The organism is Vibrio sp. 10N.247.310.17, assembly GCF_041466605.1.
Taxonomy (GTDB): domain Bacteria; phylum Pseudomonadota; class Gammaproteobacteria; order Enterobacterales; family Vibrionaceae; genus Vibrio; species Vibrio tasmaniensis_A.
This window is the reverse complement of record NZ_JBFSTC010000020.1, coordinates 40,871-60,459: the sequence shown is the minus strand read 5'-3', so window position 1 is coordinate 60,459 and position 19,589 is coordinate 40,871. Positions and strand designations below refer to the sequence as shown.

At 44.9% G+C, this 19,589-nt stretch carries 15 protein-coding genes; 6 read left to right on the top strand and 9 right to left on the bottom strand.

Features of this window, described 5'->3' with window-relative positions:
• Positions 1 to 252 precede the first annotated feature (252 nt).
• Complete coding sequence (locus tag AB6D80_RS08370) at positions 253 to 2,397, top strand: diguanylate cyclase (RefSeq protein WP_372188265.1); 2,145 nt, start codon at positions 253 to 255, stop codon at positions 2,395 to 2,397.
• Between the two features lie 137 nt (positions 2,398 to 2,534).
• Here the strand turns inward: AB6D80_RS08370 and AB6D80_RS08365 are convergent, their stop codons facing one another.
• From AB6D80_RS08365 to AB6D80_RS08340, 6 genes are read right to left on the bottom strand one after another with little or no spacing between them, the layout of a single operon-like run.
• Positions 2,535 to 4,217 (bottom strand): BatD family protein, encoded by a 1,683-nt coding sequence (locus tag AB6D80_RS08365; RefSeq protein ID WP_371701940.1) that lies wholly within the window; start codon positions 4,215 to 4,217, stop codon positions 2,535 to 2,537.
• A gap of 2 nt (positions 4,218 to 4,219) precedes the next feature.
• A complete protein-coding gene (locus AB6D80_RS08360; protein WP_372188264.1) occupies positions 4,220 to 6,115 on the bottom strand; it encodes a VWA domain-containing protein in 1,896 nt (631 codons plus the stop codon).
• Positions 6,108 to 7,100, bottom strand: a complete 993-nt coding sequence (locus AB6D80_RS08355; RefSeq protein ID WP_371701943.1) for a VWA domain-containing protein — start codon at positions 7,098 to 7,100, stop codon at positions 6,108 to 6,110. The genes AB6D80_RS08360 and AB6D80_RS08355 overlap by 8 nt, the downstream gene beginning before the upstream one ends.
• The gene (locus AB6D80_RS08350; protein WP_371701945.1) at positions 7,093 to 7,578 is read right to left on the bottom strand and encodes a DUF4381 domain-containing protein; all 486 of its coding nucleotides are present in this window, start codon (positions 7,576 to 7,578) and stop codon (positions 7,093 to 7,095) included. Before AB6D80_RS08350 ends, AB6D80_RS08355 begins: the two co-directional genes overlap by 8 nt.
• Positions 7,575 to 8,501 carry a DUF58 domain-containing protein gene (locus tag AB6D80_RS08345; protein WP_029223170.1) on the bottom strand — a complete coding sequence of 309 codons (927 nt, stop codon included), beginning with the start codon at positions 8,499 to 8,501 and terminating at the stop codon, positions 7,575 to 7,577. Before AB6D80_RS08345 ends, AB6D80_RS08350 begins: the two co-directional genes overlap by 4 nt.
• Positions 8,502 to 8,511: 10 nt before the next feature.
• Entirely contained in the window at positions 8,512 to 9,468 is a 957-nt protein-coding gene (locus tag AB6D80_RS08340) for a MoxR family ATPase (RefSeq protein ID WP_012600202.1), read from the bottom strand.
• A 455-nt stretch (positions 9,469 to 9,923) separates the two neighbouring features.
• On the opposite strand from AB6D80_RS08340, the gene AB6D80_RS08335 reads away from it, so the two are divergent.
• A complete protein-coding gene (locus tag AB6D80_RS08335; RefSeq protein ID WP_102492376.1) occupies positions 9,924 to 11,840 on the top strand; it encodes a methyl-accepting chemotaxis protein in 1,917 nt (638 codons plus the stop codon).
• A gap of 193 nt (positions 11,841 to 12,033) precedes the next feature.
• Entirely contained in the window at positions 12,034 to 12,234 is a 201-nt protein-coding gene (locus AB6D80_RS08330; protein ID WP_004732016.1) for a hypothetical protein, read from the top strand.
• A gap of 231 nt (positions 12,235 to 12,465) precedes the next feature.
• On the opposite strand, the gene malK is transcribed toward AB6D80_RS08330, so the two are convergent.
• A complete protein-coding gene (malK, locus tag AB6D80_RS08325) occupies positions 12,466 to 13,578 on the bottom strand; it encodes a maltose/maltodextrin ABC transporter ATP-binding protein MalK (RefSeq protein WP_372188262.1) in 1,113 nt (370 codons plus the stop codon).
• A 665-nt stretch (positions 13,579 to 14,243) separates the two neighbouring features.
• On the opposite strand from malK, the gene malE reads away from it, so the two are divergent.
• From malE to malG, 3 genes are all read left to right on the top strand, one after another.
• Positions 14,244 to 15,428 carry a maltose/maltodextrin ABC transporter substrate-binding protein MalE gene (gene malE, locus AB6D80_RS08320; RefSeq protein ID WP_009845808.1) on the top strand — a complete coding sequence of 395 codons (1,185 nt, stop codon included), beginning with the start codon at positions 14,244 to 14,246 and terminating at the stop codon, positions 15,426 to 15,428.
• 78 nt (positions 15,429 to 15,506) lie between these two features.
• On the top strand, positions 15,507 to 17,078 hold the full coding sequence (gene malF, locus AB6D80_RS08315; protein WP_017096229.1) for a maltose ABC transporter permease MalF: 1,572 nt from the start codon (positions 15,507 to 15,509) through the stop codon (positions 17,076 to 17,078).
• Positions 17,079 to 17,089: 11 nt separating this feature from the next.
• Positions 17,090 to 17,980, top strand: coding sequence for a maltose ABC transporter permease MalG (malG, locus tag AB6D80_RS08310; RefSeq protein WP_009845806.1), 891 nt, complete (start codon positions 17,090 to 17,092; stop codon positions 17,978 to 17,980).
• Positions 17,981 to 18,534: 554 nt separating this feature from the next.
• Here the strand turns inward: malG and AB6D80_RS08305 are convergent.
• Together AB6D80_RS08305 and AB6D80_RS08300 are read right to left on the bottom strand one after the other, a co-directional pair.
• Positions 18,535 to 18,807 (bottom strand): hypothetical protein, encoded by a 273-nt coding sequence (locus AB6D80_RS08305; RefSeq protein WP_012600205.1) that lies wholly within the window; start codon positions 18,805 to 18,807, stop codon positions 18,535 to 18,537.
• A gap of 230 nt (positions 18,808 to 19,037) precedes the next feature.
• A complete protein-coding gene (locus AB6D80_RS08300) occupies positions 19,038 to 19,541 on the bottom strand; it encodes an acyl-CoA thioesterase (protein WP_012600206.1) in 504 nt (167 codons plus the stop codon).
• Positions 19,542 to 19,589 lie beyond the last annotated feature (48 nt).

The following is a 19,589-nucleotide window of genomic DNA, read 5'->3' as shown; positions in this document are numbered from 1 at the left end:
CCATATCACTTACTACCGTTTTTGTTTTAAGTTCCCGCTAATCCGCGATGAACCTTTTTTTATGCTGTTAAAAAGCATCACATGTCGACGAAATTTTGGGCAGAAAATCCCATTTTTGTAGTCCTTCTCATGCTTGTGATAATGCAAAAGGTCAAATTGCGACCCACTTAACATCTCATTTTTAGTTACATTGATTGCATATCAAGGCTTCTGTATTTTTGCGTTATTCTTATTAGCCAATGGACCAACGCCGTGCATGTTAAAGCCTTTGCAAAACAAATATCTGCTACGCGTGATCACCGTTTATTGGCTGAGTCTCTGTTTGACTACTTGATTAAAATGCTTGGCCCCCAAGGGGTCGGAATATTTGCAGAGCCAATACCAGAAAGCGACTCGTTACCGTTGTTTTCCTGCGGTGAATTAACTTCTCTTGATCATTACCCTTCAACATTTTGGCCATGGGTTTCACAGTTCGACACTGCAGACGGTGTGTTACCGATGTCGCTCAATACGTGCAAGTGGGAGCACAGTAAAGCGCTTGGTGGAGAGTCGTTCATCATGATGCTCGACAACGCCCCAGCCTGTAGAACTTATTTAATTATTCAAAATTGCATCGCAGAAAAAGTTAATCAAACCTTTGACCAAGGGCTGGATGGCCTTCAATTAGCGGCAGCTCGCTGGCAGTGTATTCGCGCAGAAAAAAATGCAGCTATCGAGATTAAGCATAGGGATACACGTGAAGCGCAATATCTTGATGAAATTAAGCTTCGAGAGTTGTTTGTCGAGAATATGAAATTGGTTCATCAGGTGGCGTTAGAGCTCTCGAACCCTGAATCATTGGATGCACTCTACAAAGCATCGGTAGAGGCGGTACGCGATAGACTTGGTTTTGATCGCGCCATATTTATGTTGCTTGATATGAAAAAGCGTTGCTTTAGTGGCACCTATGGCACCGATGAACTAGGAAAAACCAACAGCGAACATCACACTCAATATGACCTGCATCAGCTTGAATCGGAATATATCGAGGCATTGTCTGACAACCACACTAGCTTGGTCGTTATTGAACATGCTCCACTCTACACTGAAGGTAAGGTTGTAGGGCAAGGGTGGAATGGCATGCTTATTTTGCGTGAAGGGGATAAACCCGTAGGTTGGATTGCCATGGACAACTACATTCACCGCTCGCCAATCACCAATTACCAAAAGCAGATGCTTGAATCGTTCGGCTCTCTGCTGTCTCAGATATACATTCGTAAACGCCAAGAACTGAACATCCGAATGCTGCATTCGAGTATGGTTGAGTTGTCTCGCTGCGATAGCGTCAGTGCTGTGTGTAAGTCCGCCGTCAGTTTTGCTATTCAGCATTTAGGCATTGATCGATTAGCCGTTTTCCTTACCGATAAAAATTGCAGTTACATGCAAGGTACTTGGGGTACCGACATAAAAGGCGACATTGTCGATGAGTCTTATTATCGCTCCGAGCTGGTAGAGCGCGACATTGTGTCTGCAGCTCGTACTTACCCTAACCAAGTTGCTTTTGAAGAATTGGTCCCAATTTATCATGATTATAATATTGTCGGAGTTGGCTGGACGGCAATGACAATGCTCACCACAAATACAGGCGTTCCGATTGCGTTTATCGCTGCGGATAATTTGCTAACACGAAGCCCTTTAACTTCACAACTGCGTGAAGTGATACGTATCTTCGCCTCTAGCCTTGCTGAAGTCTTACAAAGAACCATGGCGCAAGAAGAGATCAAAAAGCTCAATGAAACCCTAGAACAAGAGGTTAGCAAGCGAACTCAAGAGCTTGAAAATGCCAATGAACAGCTCGATGTGATTTCTAAACTCGACCCGCTGACTCGTCTTGGTAACCGCCGTATGCTGTCACAAGTTTTAGATGATCTGAATTGTGAGGAACAAGGTGCATTTGCTACGCAGAATGAGGTCACCTTTGGGTTAATTCTTGTCGATCTTGACCATTTTGGTTTGTACAACAGTGTCTATGGCCATACTGAGGGGGATGTCGCTTTACGTGCCATTGGCAAGATACTGAGCACTCATGTTTACGGTGATCAAGAAACCTTCTGCCGTATCGGCGGTGAGGAGTTTATGTTGTTGATGATCGGCACCAATCACACAACAACAAAGCAGCGTGCAGAGTCGATTCGACAAAGTATTGAAGATGCAAAAATTCTCCATTGTAAAAGTAGCACTAGCCAATATTTAACCGCGTCTGTGGGTTATGCATCGATAACTTCGGATCAGTGCCAGTTCGATTTTGATTTGTTGTATGGCAAGGCAGATAAGGCTTTGTATAAGGCGAAAGATTCAGGGCGAAATAGAATTGTCTCGGCTATGAAGCGAAGAAAAGTTGCAGCTACACTGACTTAGTGTGGTATCTGTTTTTCCCGTTCTCAAAAACGACTGAAGCCGTGATGTTCACAATGTGGTCATCACGGCTTCGTTCTTTTTCGTTTACTTAGATTTTCTGCCTAATTAGCTTTCTGCTTACTTAGAGCGCTGGTTAATTACAGCCTTTCTAATGTGCTCTTGTGTGCTTTGTTCGAGATGCGTTTTGGTTTCTTAACCGCTTTGATTGCCTCAGAAGGGTCCCATGACTGACTTGGTGAGCAAGCTTCAGCATAGAGGCTCTGATTTAGCTTGGTGAGCTCAGCTTCGATTGTTTCTAACGTCTCATCACTCAAGTCTGGGTTTTCTGTTTTCCACTGTTCGAACAAAGTTCTCGTCTTCACACCGTCTTTCATTTTCAGAGCGGCAATCAGCGCTTCTGCCGTATCGGATTGACGTTCATCTTTTTGCGTTGGTTTTACTGCTGTACCGCGGCGTGACCAGAAGTAGAAAGCAATCGCAGAACTGGTTAACCACAACATAGCAAATAGCGCAGTGAGATAAGGCCATACTCCTGGATTATCAACGCTAACAACCGTCGGGCTTACTTGTTGTGCCGGTGCTTCAATCGCTGGAGGAGGCATACTTGATGTTGCTCGCTCGCTAGCTTGTATCGACAATTTTAAGCCAAGCGCTTTACTGGTTTGTTCCGATTGCGTATCGGTGTTGAACCAAGCTTGAGACACATCAGGAAGCGAGATATTTCCAGCCTCTTTCGGAATCAATACTTGCTTATAAACAACCACAGCATCACCAGACTGGTTTGTGCCAAATTGCGGTTTCTCTTCATAAACACGTATCGATTTAGGGTAGGTGATGTTTAGTTTCGGCAGTTGGTGTTGTGTTAAATTACGCGCTGTCATTGTGATGGTGCGAGTTAACGAATCACCGGCTTCCAATTTAAAACCTTGCTTATTACTATCGAAACCATCGCTATCTGTTAGCTCATTACCTTGGCTGTCTGACCATTTCTGTAGCAACTTAAAGTCAGAGGTTGGTAACCACTCACCTTGATAGCCTTTTGGTACAGGCTTGACGGTGACATTCAGACTTTCAACAGGAGTATCGAGCTGGAAAAGGCGAGTTTTGCTTGAGTTGTTGGTTGAGTAAACAACAGCACCGGTTAACTTTGGCCCTTGAAGCTGAAATTGTCCTGCTTGCTGTGACGATATATGGAAAGATTGCTGAACAACTGTGACTTCTTGTCCGTTGATAACATCTTGGAACTGTTTCGACTCACCGATGGGTTCCACGTCCAAATTTGATGAGTTTGGTAGAGAGATCTGGGGATCTTGTAATCTTCTTGGATCCGCTTTGATGATGAGCTTTACATCAAGCTCGGCGACTTCTTGTGGATACAAGATGTTTTTGCTGAGATTTAATTGGAATTCCGCCATATCACTCTGCTTTGGAGCGGCTTTATTAATCGAAACGTTGATGGTGATCGGTTGGGTTTTGGCACCTTCAATATCAAAGCTAGGTATTTCTAATCGGCCTAATCGAAGTGGGGCAAGGGTAATATTCCACTCGCTAGACACAGTGCGGCTACCATTGACGATTCGCATCGATGACCCAAAGCTTGGGGTGCCGACGTAGAAATTCTTCTGAAGGAAGGTTAGATCTAAAGCACCGGACGATACTTTTTCATCGGTCGCCACTCTAAGTAGGAAGACTTCATCTTTGGTAACACTGTTTTGCGAAACACTCGCCACAGCGGTCGCTGCGAATACAGAGTGTGACGAGAAAACACCGATTAGCAGTGTCAGTAGCATTGATAAAAATGGCTTGTTTAAAAATCGCATGGTTACCACTTTTTGTTTTGGTTGTTAGGAGCACTTTTTTGGCGTGCTTGTAGAATCATTTGCGCTTTAAGCAGTTGGCTCGGGTCACGGGCGCTTTCTACTTGCTCAAGCTTTCGCATATCCGGATCGCTCGACATAGGTTGACCTGATGCTTGTGCTGCAGCTGGTTGAGTGTTGTTATCACTGTCTTCCTTAGCAGCCTCTTGTGCTTGGGCAGTTTGAGATGCTAAGTCACCTTTGTCCTGTGACTGTTTATCTGCTTGATCCGCTTTGTTTTGTTGCACAGCTTGCTTGTCGCTTTCTTCATCCGTCTTGGAATCAGAGCGGCTATCATCAGCTTGGCTTTGGTCAGTATTCTGATCTTGGTTTTCACTTTGATCTTGTTTGTTGCTTTGATCTTGGCTGCCACTTTGACTTTGCGACTTCCCATTGTCAGCTGAGCTTTGTGGTTGATCCTGCGAGCTTTGCGAAGAATCATTTTGCTGACCTTGCTGACCTTGCTGGTCTTGTTCATTTTGGTCTTTGGAATCAGAATCGTGTTGCTGTTGCTGTTGCTGTTGCTGTTGCTTCTGAGCCTGTTCGACAATCTCTAGGTTCTTCTTCGCGTAAGCATGTTCAGGGTTACTTTCGAGAATGCGTTGATACTCTTTTATCGCTTGGTCGTATTTACCTTGCTTTGCTTGTGCATTGGCGAGGTTGTAACGAGCATCTTCGCCAGAAAGACCTTGTAGCGTCTGTTCGGCCGCTTCGAAATCACCGGCTTTGTATTGCGCAATGCCTTTCCATTCTTGCTGTTCGAATTGTTCTGCGGCTTGTTGAAAGTCCTCATCTTGATACAACTGATAACCCACTTGGTCATCGGTTTTCCAAGGATTTGCAAACGCAGTATTCGGTTGGCTGAACGAGACAAGTACAGCTAGGCCACACCAAATGACCCCTTTTCGAAATAGCCCAAGTGCAGGAAGTAACAGAAACGGCAATAACCAGAAACCGTTGTTCACTCTGGTGTTGAGTGAGTTATTGGTTTTAGTCACTTCTGATGTTGTCGCAACTCGGTCGAGGTAACTTGCGATGTGTTCAACGTCTGAGTTATCCAATTGCAATTCAGTGAATGTGCCGCCAGAGCGACGAGTCAGGTCGCGCATATTGTCTACGTTGGTTTTCGCAACCACGGTTTGTCCTGAGTCGGTCTGTAACATCGAACCTGTAGGTAACGAGATCGGCGCGCCGCTTTCCGTACCTACAGCCAAGACTGATAACGTCCAATGACTACCAGAGAGTAGCGAGTCGATATCTTTCTTCTCTTGACCATCAATATCATCAGCAATCAGTACCAGATCGCCTTTATAGATATGAGCACGAGTCATCATCTCAATCGCAAGCTTAACTGCCGATGCTGCATTGCCGCCTTGGAAGGGCATGATATCTGGTGATAGGTTGGGTACGAGGTTCTTGATGGTGTTGATGTCAGACGTTAGCGGACTGATGGTGTAAGCATCTCCGGCGTATGCCACCATTCCCGTTAGGCCTTCTTTCCAGAGTGATAGTAGATCCAAAGCCTTGTATCGCGCCTGTGTTAAACGGTTTGGTTTAATGTCAGTGGCATACATCGACATCGACATATCAATGAGCACAACTCGAGCTTGTGTTTTTTCAAAGCTTGGTTGTTCATTTTTTTCAAAGCTTGGACCGGCCAATGCGATGACACCGACCAACCACCAAACACCGAAATAAGTGCCGCGGTTTTTCGATGGCTTGCTCGATTCAGGAGCCAAATAACGGGCGATGTGTGACGCTAATAACCCTTGCTTGGATTGTCTCTTGCTAAGCCACCAAATAGCGGGCAGCACGGCAAGAGCCAAGAACCAATATGGGTAGATAAAAGTAAAGTTAGACATTGTTTCTCCTAATGGCTAACAGCATAAATGCGAAAAACATTGCCGCAGACAGTGGCCAGACAAACCACTCTTGTTGTGGTCGCCAGATCTTAGTGGCGTTCGTCACGGGCTCTAACTGGTTGATGGTGTCGTAAATCGTTGCCAGCTCTTTGCTGTCACGCGCACGGAAGTACTGACCGCCAGTGCGTTTGGCGATTTCCATTAGAGTACGCTCATCCAAGTCTTGAGCAGTATTGACCTTACGAGTCATGAAGAACTCTTTGACCATCATTTCACCCGCACCGACACCCACGGTGTAAATCGTCGCGTTGTACTTCTTAGCAATATCCGCGGCTTCTAGTGGATCTAATACGCCTGCGGTATTGCTGCCGTCACTGAGTAGAATCATCACACGCTGAGGGGCGTCACTGTCGACAAAGGTTTTGGTGGCAAGGCCGATACCATCACCAATCGCGGTTTGAGTACCAATCAGCTTTAACACTGCCTGATTGAGTTGTTGTGAAAGCGTGTCTCTATCTAACGTCAGTGGCGTTTGCAGATAGGCGTGATCAGCAAATAGCACCAATCCGACTCGGTCGCCTTTTCGTCGCTCAATAAAGTCACTCAATACATGTTTCACCGCAGATAAGCGATCGATGTATTCGCCATTGAATTGCATGTCTTCTTGGCTCATCGAGCCGGAGAGGTCGACAACCAACATCAAGTCTCGGTGTTTTGGCTGAAACTCAACCGGTTCACCGTACCAAACTGGACGTGCCATGGCCGTTACCAATAAAAGCCAGATGATGACCGACAACGCCTTGGGTAAGCGACTGCTCGGCGTTTTGGTATTGCTGTCCTCGGGCAGAAATGGAAGCCTTAGGGCATTGTTCGATTCCGCCTTAGGAGAGAACAAGTAAACGAGAACCGGCAGTGGCGCGAGGAAAAACATCCACCACCAAACGAATTCAATATTTAGTAAGCTCGTGTTTAAAAGATCAGTCATAACGACCTCGCTTTGGAGGAAGGGCTTTACGAAGCCAGATTTCGCAGTCGTTAACCAATTGCTGTTGAGCCTTTTTCTGTTCGTTGCTCATTAAGGTTGCATCTTGGTAGAGCGCTTGTTGCCATTGCGATTGTTTTGCGGCGAACAAAGGTTTTGCCAATTGCGCATCTAAGAACGTCAACCAATCATCACCAGACAAGCCTGCCACTTTTTCGCGTGGGAAATAGCTTAGTGCTGCCTGACGAACGATGTCTTGAGCTGCACTCGGAGACAAGGTATTTGAAGGCTGACTATCACGAAAGCAAGCAAGTGCTTCGTTCTTCGCGTATTGGTTCTTTTGTCTTTTGTTTACAATGAAAAATACTAAGGCGATCAGAACAATGGCCGTGATAATGATTAACCACCAACCCCATGCCAAAGGCCACCATGACGGTGCGCTTGGCGTAATAATAGGGCTCAAGTCGAGAGGTTGATTCATGACTGAACTCCTGATACTTGGCTCATTAACGATTGCGCACAAGACAATGAACTGTATGGGATCGCCAAAGAAAGGCTCATTTGCATAAGTTGTTGTTGCTTCTGATCAAATGCGTGACTGAGCTTTTCCTTTTCCTTGCTTGATGAAAAGTTAAACCATTGCGTTTTATTGCCGTCGGTGATCTGTTTTGAACCTTTGAAAGCAGTGACACCTTGCTCTAATGGATCGTAAAAATGCACCAAGCGAACCCGATTATGCCGACGTATTTGATTGATAAGTGAGTAATTACTTTCGCTATAACGAACAAAATCACTGAGCATAATGATATCGCTGCCTTTCGGGCAAAGCTGATGAAGAGACTTCAGCCCATGCTCTAAGGTTGTGTTGCTGTGATTGTTTGGGTTAGTCAGCGCTGCGTTATTGATTTCTATGACTTTTTGTAAAATACGCAGCGGAGCGTGGTTGCTAGCACTGGGTTTAATCTCAATGATCTCTTGGCCAGTATCGATCACTGCACCAATACGGTCTTTTTGAGCGACGGTTAACCAGCAAAGTTGGCTGGCAAAGTGTGCGAGTTGAACCGATTTAAGCAACAAGGTTGAGCCGAAAATCATACTGCTCGACAGATCTAAGAACAAAATCACAGGCTGTTCTCTTTCTTCAGAAAACAGTTTGGTGTGCGCCTTGCCTGTTCTCGCCGTGACGCGCCAATCAATGCTGCGGATATCGTCGCCCGCCTGATATTGACGAACCTCAGAGAAATTCATCCCGCGACCTTTACGATTGCTTTCGTGCTGGCCGTTAAGTTGCGACCACAGGCTCTTGGCTGGAGGCAACCAGCGGACAGACTGCGCTTTGTATTGCAGCAGTTCGTCCAGGTTTAACGTGACGCCGTCACTATGGTTGGGTAATTGATTCTTCATGCGCGTATCCCTATGCGCTACCAACCAACGAGAGAAGGTGTGCGATCACTTGGTTTGCAGTGACCCCTTCGGCTTGTGCGTGGTAGCTACGAAGCAGGCGGTGACGCAGTACAGGGAATGCCATCGCTTGAACATCTTGTGGAGTGACGTAATCTCGTCCTGCAAGCCAAGCGTGAGCGCGGGCACAACGGTCTAACGCGATGGTTGCACGCGGGCTAACACCCATGTCTAACCATTGATCAAGCTGGTCGCTGTATTGCTTAGGTTGGCGCGTCGCCATTACCAATCTGATGATGTACTGCTCAATGGTGTCTGCCATGTGAATGTTGAGCACTTCTTGGCGAGCTTCGAAGATAGTTTGTTGAGAAATAGGCTCTGGTTGAACTGGTTGATTGCCTTGAGCTTCGCCTCTGTTTAGGCGCAAAATCTCCAGCTCACTTTCCATGTCTGGATAAGCCACTTCTAAATGCAGCAAGAAACGGTCTAATTGAGCTTCTGGTAGCGGGTAAGTGCCTTCTTGCTCAATTGGGTTTTGCGTTGCCATTACCAAAAACAAATCGGGTAAGGCATAGGTTTTTCGTCCCGCCGTCACCTGCTTCTCAGCCATCGCTTCTAGCATTGCGGCTTGCACTTTCGCCGGAGCACGGTTGATCTCATCCGCCAGAATAAGCGAGTTGAAAATCGGGCCCGATTGGAAGGTGAATTCTCCCGTTTCTGGACGAAATATATCGGTACCCGTTAAATCAGCAGGTAACAAATCTGGCGTGAATTGAATGCGGTGGAAGTCTCCCTCGACACAGTCAGCCAATGATTTTACTGCGCGAGTTTTTGCTAGCCCGGGAGGCCCTTCAACGAGGATATGACCATCGGCCAAAAGGGCTATCATCAGCTGCTTAACAAGCTCTTTTTGACCAATGATTTGAGACTCTAAATAGTTTTGAAGGACTTCGAAATTTGTTTTGTGCATTTTGGACTCTCTGGGTATCCATTTGATTTTTATTTTGAGTATTGGTCACTGATTACTAGGAAAAAGTTCCAGTACGTTTGTGGAATTTATTTTTTCAAAATTGGAAAGATTTACAAGTGTTTAGCCAAAAACATCGTTAGGGTGTGATTATTACCATATCAATTGGTTTTTATATACAAAAGCTCGGGGGGAGGTCGTTGTTTGAGTGCGGTTAGATCTAAGGGCCGTGAGCTAAAATCGATTCTCGACAGTACGATATTTGCTCAGTTAATTCAGATCTAATCTGAATGGTTTTTATTGTTACATTATGTTTGCAGTTTTTTTGAGAGAAAAGTCTCTAGTTTTACTGGTTTTGGCCGATACATCACTCAGATTGTGCATTGCTTGTTGGAGTGCACTAAAAAAGTCCTGTTCAGGGTATACCAATAATGAGCGATTCTTTTAAAGGTCCAAATATGTTTAAAACTAACTCTCTGAGTATCAAACAAAAAGTTGTACTTGGAATTACCTTTGCGGTTCTTGCATCGACAGTGATTGTCGGCGCGATGGCACAACAGCAAGCAAGAGATGTATTGAGTCACCGTTTGGTTGATATTGAGCTTCCCGGTATGTTGGAGCGAATCAATGGTGAAATTGACCGTGAAGTCTCTCAGTTATTGTTAGCTGCGGAGCAAATTGCTTCAAATGAATTCATTTCTGATGCTATCGAATCGACCGAGCGCGATGCCGCGCTAGAGAATAAGCTGGTTAAACAACTGAACAATGTTCGCAACCAATATCAGTTGAACGATGCCTCGGTGGCGAACCGTCAAACAGCTTACTACTGGAACCAAGATGGTTTCTTACGCCAGCTAAACCAACAGCAAGACGGTTGGTTCTTTGGCTTTACGCAATCTGGACAGCCGACCATGGTGAGCATGTTCCAAGAAGCGAATGGCGAAGTGAAGATGTTTGCTAACTATCAGCAGCCTTCTGGTTTGGCAATGTCAGGTCTATCAAAATCGATGGATGACATGGTTAACCTACTCAATGGCTTTAAGATTGAAAATACAGGCTTCGTATTCTTAACCGATAGCCAAGGTGATGTTCAAATTCACCGTGAGCGTTCTCGCAGTGATTCATCACTTCAACAACTTTACGGTCCTCAATCAAGCCAACTATTGAACAAGTCGGGCTTTAACCTGATTACCACTGAAAGCCAGGGCCAAGAGCTGTTTGTGGCGAGCTTGTATGTGTCTTCCATGGACTGGTTTGTTATTGGTGTAGTTCCGACTGGAGAAGTGTTTGCAGAGTTAGATGCGACAGCGCAAAAGATGCTGATCATGACGGCGGTTGTGGCATTAGTATTTATCCTAATGGGCGTAGTTCTGGCGAACAGCATTACTCAACCGATTAAACTTCTGGCTAAGCGTTTCGGTGACCTTGGCGAAGGTGATGGCGACCTGGCGCAGCGTATTGAAGTGAAAGGCAACGATGAAATTGCACAGCTTTCAAAGGGCTTTAATGGATTCATTGAAAAGATTCACGAGTCTATGAAAGAAGTATGTTCGACAAGCCAAGCGCTTCAAGTGGCGGCAGAGAGTGTTTCTAACAAAGCACACATCACCCACGATAATAGCCAAGAGCAACGTGATCAAACCCTTCAAGTAGTTGCTGCAATTAACCAAATGGGCATGACCATCAGCGAGATTGCATCAAATGCGGCAACGGCTGCGGAAACGGCCACTCAAGCTTCGGGCAATACGGAAGTCGGTCGCTCTGTGGTAAATAAAGCAAAAGATGCAATTAGCCGCTTAGCTCAAGATATTGAGAGCACGGGTCAAGTGGTTGAACAACTTGCTTCAACAACACAAGATATCGGCTCTATTCTGGGTGTTATCCGTGATATTTCAGAGCAAACCAATTTACTTGCATTGAACGCTGCGATTGAAGCTGCGCGTGCCGGTGAGCAAGGCCGTGGCTTTGCCGTGGTAGCCGATGAAGTACGAAATCTAGCAAGTCGCACGGCAGACTCAACGGAAGAGATTCAGAAGATGATCAACCAACTGCAAAGCGATGCTAAAGATGCAGTAGCAGCAATGAGTACAGGTAAAGTCATTACCCTTGAAGGTGTAGCTGCATCGGATGAAGCCGTAGATGTACTGGGTGGCATTTCGGACCGCATCGTAGACATCACCGATCGTAACACGCAAGTAGCAACGGCAACGGAAGAGCAATCAACCGTAGTTCACACCATCAACCAGAACATTGAAGAGATTAACGCAATCAATGAAGTGACAACGGGTACCGCTGAGCAGCTTGCTGAAGCGAGCCAAGAGCTTCGCGACCTGTCTTCTCGCCTAGATAAGATGGTTGGTTCATTTAAGCTGTAATGCTGCTTGAGCTAGTGACGTTGACAGAGAGCTGGGTTCATTTAACTATGAATCCAGCTCTTTTTATTTAGGGTTTTGTTTTCTTCTAACTGGCCTTAGCTTGATCTGGTTTCGGGCTTTGCACTTAATCGCTCTAGCATCACAGAGCGTAAATGAGTAAAATCTGATTAGGTTTAATATTTAGGTAAGTATCATGAGCGATTTTGAAAAAGAACTAGAGCAGATGACTCAAGAGATGGGCGATGAGCCAGAAGTAAAACTGCCATCAATTGAAGAGCAAAAAGCGATCGTTGCTGAATTTAAGCGACTAGAAGCGGAAGGCAAACTAACACCAGAAGTGTTAGAAAAGCATTTTGGCCAGTTCAACAAAACAAGTGATACGCCAATCCACTAAGTTTCTGCAGGGCCAACCTATATCGTTTAGATAGGGTGGCTTTTTAGCTCAAACAGATAAAGGTCTAGCATCCACTAGGCCTTTTTTATTGCCGCTCGAAAAAGCTAACTGAGCGGTGCGCAAGACTAAAACATCAAAGCGAAAGTAGTTGGCGCCTTTAAACAAAAAATCCCCCTTACTTGGTAAGAGGGATTCGATATGGGCAAGTTATATCCTAAAAAGACGAACCGATTAGTCGGTGCCGTACTCTTTGTACAAGCGACGACATGCTCTACCATCGCTATGGAACAAGTGACAACGGTGTGCAGGAATACCAATCGCTAGCTTGTCACCAGACTCAATCGTCAACGTGTCTGGCTGGCGATAGATAACGTCAGCATCGGCACTGTCGAGGTTTAGGTAAACTTGTGTTTCGTTACCGAGCTTCTCGACCATCAACACATCAGCTTCAATCGTCGCATCACCTGTTTCAGCAGACAATAAGTGCTCAGGACGAACACCTAGAGACATACGGTCACCAGCGTTGACAGTCGTGCCATCAACTGGGACCCAGAAAGTCATACCGTTTGAAAGTTGTACCAATACGCGTTCTGCTTCAGCTTGTTCGATGTGAACCGACATAAAGTTCATTTTTGGTGAGCCAATAAAGCCAGCAACGAAACGGTTTTGAGGATAGTGGTAAAGATCAAGAGGTTTACCCACTTGAGAAACAAAACCGCCATCAAGCACAACGATTTTATCCGCCATTGTCATCGCTTCAACTTGGTCGTGTGTTACATAAATCATGGTACAGCCCAGTTGACGCTGTAGCTTGGTGATTTGTGAACGCATTTGAACACGCAGTGCTGCATCCAGGTTAGACAGAGGCTCATCAAGTAGGAATACGTTTGGTTGAGAAACCAGAGTACGACCAATCGCAACACGTTGACGTTGACCACCAGACAATGCTTTAGGTTGACGTTCAAGAAGGTGACCAAGCTGAAGGATTTCTGCAGCATGTTCAACACGCTTGTCAATTTCAGCTTTATCGGCGTTTGCCAGTTTAAGACCAAAAGACATGTTGTCGTAGAGATTTAGGTGAGGGTAGAGCGCGTAAGATTGGAATACCATACCTACACCACGTTTTGATGGCTCAACATCGTTCATGCGTTGATCACCAATGTACAAATCACCAGACGTAATATCTTCTAGACCTGCGATACAGCGTAATAGCGTCGATTTACCACAACCTGATGGTCCAACGAATACTACGAATTCACCTTCGTTGATGTCTAAGGTTACGTCCTTAGAAATCTGTACATCACCATATGATTTATAAACGTTTTTTAACGTGACACTCGCCATCTAGCTTGTCCTCGATCGATCAAATTTTAAGTTTTACTGCTTATCATTATAAGGAATTTTTGGGTCAGCAGTAACTGTAGGAATTGGTAAGTATTGAGTGAGTAAGAAAAAAGTGGGTGGGACTTGAATTCTTTAACCAAGCCCACCCGTCATAGCCAAACTGGTGCCTATTTCCCCCACATCCAGCTAAATCTCCCCCGTGATTCAATCACAGATTTAGCTCGATGCTTAATAAAGACAACAGCGGGCAGTGAAGCCAACTAAATGAAGAATGCGTCAACGCATAACATTCGCTGGTAAAGGGTTCTTACTATCCACTCTTGGATGAATGCAGTTTCGGTGAATTCGCGTAATGGTACATCCTCCCAATAGAAAATTAACTAGGGGGAGTAGGAGGGGAGGAGTAGATAAAGGGGGTTATCTATAACTGGCGATCCAGTTCAAATAAATTCACCGCATAACGGTGATGTGGATCACGATGAGTATCTACTTTGTGACTTCGCTCGCCAATCTTACCGGATGACGATCACGAAATTAGGCCATAATAGCTAGGGCGTAGTGGCTAGGATGATGAGCTGTCATTGATTTTCTCAGATCATAGCCTCCGAAAACTGGCTCGTCTTAATTGAATGCGCCCTACGTATAAATATAAAAAGGATATTGACATGAAAAACGCTCTAAGCGCTGTAGCTCTAGGCACAATCGTTGCTCTGGGTTCTTTTGGTGCAAACGCTGCTATCGAAGAAGGTCAACTAACTATTTGGGTTGGTGGCGACAAAGCTTATGAAGGAATGGCTGAAGTAGGTAAACGCTTTGAAGAAGATACTGGTGTTAAAGTAACCGTCGCTTTCCCTGACAAACTAGAAGAGAAATTCTCTCAGGTTGCAGCAGCTGGCGATGGCCCAGACATGATTTTCTACGCACACGACCGTTTTGGTGGTTTTGCAGAAGCAGGTCTTCTTGTTGATATCAAACCTTCTAAGGAAACTAAAGAAGGTATCGTAGACTTCGCATGGGATGCTGTTTCTTACGACGGTAAAACAATCGCTTACCCAGTTGCAGTTGAGTCAGTTTCTCTTATCTACAACAAAGCACTTGTTCCTAATCCACCTAAGTCTTGGGAAGAGATCCCTGCACTAAACGCTAAGCTTCAAAAAGATGGCAAGAAAGCAATCATGTGGCCTCTACGTGGTGGCGCTTACTTCACATGGCCTCTACTTGCAGCTGACGGCGGTTACGCGTTCAAGCAAACAGCGGAAGGTTACGACATTAAAGATGCAGGCGTAGCGACTGACGGTGTTCAGAAGTCTCTAGGTTTCATTGAGAAGATGGTAAAAGACAAAGTTATTTCTGCGGATATGGATTACTCAGTTGCTGAGTCTGAATTCGTAGCAGGTAACGTTGCAATGACAATTAACGGTCCTTGGGGCTGGGCAAACATCGAGAAAGCTGGCGTAGATTACGGCGTAGCAACATTGCCTAAGTTCAACGGTAAAGCGTCTAAGCCATTCGTTGGTGTATGGGCTGGTGGTATCAGCACCGCTTCTCCAAACCGTGATCTAGCCGTTGAGTTTATGGAAAACTACCTACTAACTGATGAAGGTATGAAGAGCTTGAACGACGACAAGCCATTAGGCGCTGTTGCTCTTAACTCTTTCCAACGTCAACTAGACAGCGACACTCGTATTGCAGCAACAATGGATAACGCGATGAACGGCGAAATCATGCCTAACATCCCTCAGTTCACAACATTCTGGTACAGCATGGAAGAAGCTATTGGCAACGTAGTTGATAGCCGTCAATCAGTAGAGCAAGCACTAAAAGGTGCTGAAGCTCGAATGACTAAGTAACAACCAAGCACTACCTTTTAAGGAGGGGGCAACCTCTCCTTACTTTTCTATTTTTATATCTCGTTAGCAGGTTCCTCTATGCAGTCAGTTCAAGGTTCAGATGCGATCCCGGCACCATCAAGCCTTCCAGGCAGTAAAAGCGTCTTCATCAAATGGGGGTTGCTTGGTAGTGTTGGCTTAATTAATGGCTACGCTACAATTTTAATGTATTCTCGCGGTGAGCTCGCATTTGCGCTGCTTACTGTGATTTTAACGGCTTTGGCTCTTTACATTTTTGGTAGTAAGAAAACTTACGCCCACCGTTATATTTACCCCGGTATTGCCGGAATGATCTTATTCATTCTTTTCCCACTGGCATATACCGTAGGGCTTGCGTTTACTAACTACAGCGCAAAAAACCAGCTCTCTCTAGAGCGTACTCAAACCGTTCTTTTAGACCGTTCATTCCAAAGCGGTGAAAGCTACCCATTCACTTTGTACAAAACAGATAACGGTCACCAGATCGTTGTGAAAGATGGCGACCAGCTGTTAGCAACTGATGTATTTTCTCTGGAAGGCATGACATCAACAGAGATGGACCTATCTGCAATTGACTCTGTACAAGGTGAAAAAGAGAAGATCAAAGCGATCATCCAAAATCGCTCTGTGATCAGTGGTGTCGATTTCCATCTGCCAAATGGTGATGACATCCGCATGAGCGGCTTACGTAAATTTGCTGCCGTTGCACCGCTTTACACTCTTCAAGATGACGGGGAAACGTTATACAACAATGAATCTGGTGAAATATTGAAACCAAACATGGAAGTGGGTTTCTACCAACCGGTTGACGAGAAAGGTGAGTTTATCGGTAACACCATTTCTCCAGGATTTGTTGTAGACATTGGTACAGCCAACTTTGAACGTGTTTGGAAAGATGACGGCATCAAAGAACCGTTTATCAGTATCTTTATTTGGACGGTTGTATTCTCCATTTGTACGGTAGCCTTCACACTTGCAATTGGTTTGGTTCTGGCAAACGTTGTGCAGTGGGAAGAGCTGAAAGGCCGTGCTGTGTATCGTGTTCTACTAATTTTGCCTTACGCCGTACCAGCATTTATCTCGATTCTTATCTTTAAGGGCCTATTCAACCAGAGCTTTGGTGAGATTAACATGGTGCTTGAGAGTATCTTTGGTTTAAGCCCAAACTGGTTCTCCGACCCGATCTTAGCGAAATCCATGGTGTTGATTGTTAACACTTGGCTAGGCTTCCCTTACATGATGATTCTATGTATGGGTCTACTAAAAGCGATTCCTGAAGATTTGTACGAAGCGTCAGCAATCGATGGTGCTAACTTCCTTGATAACTTCAAGCGAATCACTTTTCCATTGATGATAAAACCGTTAACACCACTATTGATTGCAGCGTTTGCCTTTAACTTCAATAACTTTGTAATGATTCAACTATTGACGAACGGTGGCCCGAACATGATTGGTACTTCTGAGCCAGCGGGTTACACAGACTTGCTTGTAAGCTACACGTACCGAATTGCATTCGAAGGCGGCGGCGGTCAAGACTTTGGTCTAGCAAGTGCAATCGCAACGCTTATCTTCCTATTGGTTGGTGCCCTAGCGTTACTAAACCTTCGTTTCACTAAATTGACTCAAGATTAAGGAGCACGACAATGGCTATGGTACAAGGTAAGAGCCTTAAATACCGAGTATGGGCAACGCATATTGCGCTGTGGTGCTTCTTAGCGCTAATTATTTTCCCACTACTGATGATTATTGCTATCTCATTCCGCGAAGGTAACTTTGCAACCGGTAGCTTGATTCCAGATAACCCATCTTTGGAACACTGGAAATTGGCTCTGGGTATGTCAGTGACGAATGCTGATGGCTCAGTTACTCCGCCTCCATTCCCAGTACTGACTTGGCTGTGGAACTCGATAAAAGTAGCGGGTATTACGTCAATTCTTATTGTGACACTGTCGACAACATCGGCTTACGCATTTGCTCGTATGCGCTTTAAAGGTAAAGAAACTATCCTGAAAGCGATGATGATTTTTCAAATGTTCCCTGCGGTATTGGCTCTAGTGGCTATCTACGCACTGTTCGACAAATTAGGGCAATACATCCCATTCTTAGGCTTGAACACGCATGGCGGTCTGATCTTCTCGTACTTGGGCGGTATTGCATTGCACGTTTGGACGATTAAGGGCTACTTTGAGACGATTGATAACTCTTTGGAAGAAGCTGCAGCATTAGATGGCGCAACACCTTGGCAAGCGTTCAGATTGGTTCTATTACCACTGTCAGTACCCATCCTAGCGGTTGTATTCATTTTATCTTTCATTGGTGTTGTTGGTGAGGTACCAGTTGCTTCCATCCTATTATCGGACGTGAACTCTTACACGCTAGCGGTAGGTATGCAGCAGTACCTATATCCTCAGAACTACTTATGGGGCGACTTTGCGGCAGCAGCGGTACTTTCCGCACTTCCGATTACTATCGTGTTCTTACTGGCTCAGCGTTGGTTAGTTGGCGGTTTGACGTCGGGTGGTGTAAAAGGATAAGCTGTCCTTATAAGAAAGACAAAAGAGCGACCGTTAGGTCGCTCTATATTGGCATTTTTATTACATCATTTGGTTTGGCCGCCGATCAGTAATAAAAATAACCCTCAGGTTACGCATAGCTGGCTACTAATCAGGTTCCTTACGCTATTAATGATTAGTGGTTTTTGTAACTCTAACCCAGGTACTTACTTGGGTTTTTTTATGCCCGCTACTTTTATCTCTATCTCTATCTCAGTCTTTTTGGTTTCTTTCAGTCATTAAATACTGAAGTACCTCTTTCCTGGATTTTTCCGGTTTCATCTCTCTAATTGAAGACATCAACGAGTCTCACAAATCAGACACTCAGTATAGGGGGCCACAGCTCTATTGATATATGTGTAATATTTCCATGCGTGATACTTCAATAATTTGCATGCAACGGATAGGTCTATTACACAGAAAGTGCCTATAAAGGCAGGCTCGTGTTAATTTTTGTGGTGGGTATTCTCGGTAGTTATTGATTTAGTGGTAAATATTTCAAAAAGGGAAGGAGAAAAGGAAGAGGTGATGTGAGACTAGAACTCTTTGCTAGAAGGTGCGCAACCTAAATGCTGAAGTAAAACATAGATGCTGTCTTGATAAAGAGCTACGCGACGAAACAGATCCGCAAACGTCTGATCACCGCCAAAACAAGCTTGGATATAGTGGTTAATTTCATTCGTGTCGTAGCCTTCGACGTACAAACTTCTAACCCATTGATACTCAACTGCCTTCAAGTTCGTCAGTGTAGATTCGCAAAGGGTGGGAAATGTTGTGCTCAAAAGTGGCTCCAAGAAATTTAAATACATCCATTATGATTGGCGGTATTTAAACAGAGCAAAATGACGACTTTATTACAGTCAAAATAAATCCGTGAACAAGTATCGGATCATTTTAACTTTTGACTGGGTATCACGCGTTATAGTCAGCATTAGGTGTGTAACGGATTTACTTGGGTATAGAGAGGGAATTGAAAATGCCAAGCAAGTACTGCCTGGCATCGTAATAAGGTTTTGTAGAGTATATCTGCTAGCTGCGCCTATTTAAGATACTTTACGTGTGCTTCCATCTCTTCACCGATCTGTTTTCGCATGTTCATTAGGCGAATAGCAGAATCTCTTAATTCGATGTCTTCTGATGTTTCTGGTACCCATTCTGGCACTTTAGTCGGGTTACCATTTTCATCAACAGCGACCATAATCACGATACAGTGAGTCGTTAGGCGGTTGTTGAGTTCTTTTGGGTCGCTGGCTTGAACATCGATAGCGATGTGCATAGAAGATGAACCTGTATAAATGACCTTCGCACTTACTTCAACAAGGTTACCCACATGGATTGGAGCAACGAATCGAATACCACCAGCGTAAGCGGTAATACAGTACTTACCACTCCATCCAGCAGAACAAGCGTAAGCCGCTAAATCGACCCATTTCATTACGGCACCACCATGAACTTTACCACCAAAGTTCACATCCCCGGGTTCAGCTAAAAAACGCAGAGTAACGTCTCGTTTACCATCTTGTCGGCTATTGTGACTGCTCATCTATCTTCCTTCATTATTATTGTTCTGAATAACATGCTCGTTACTTGC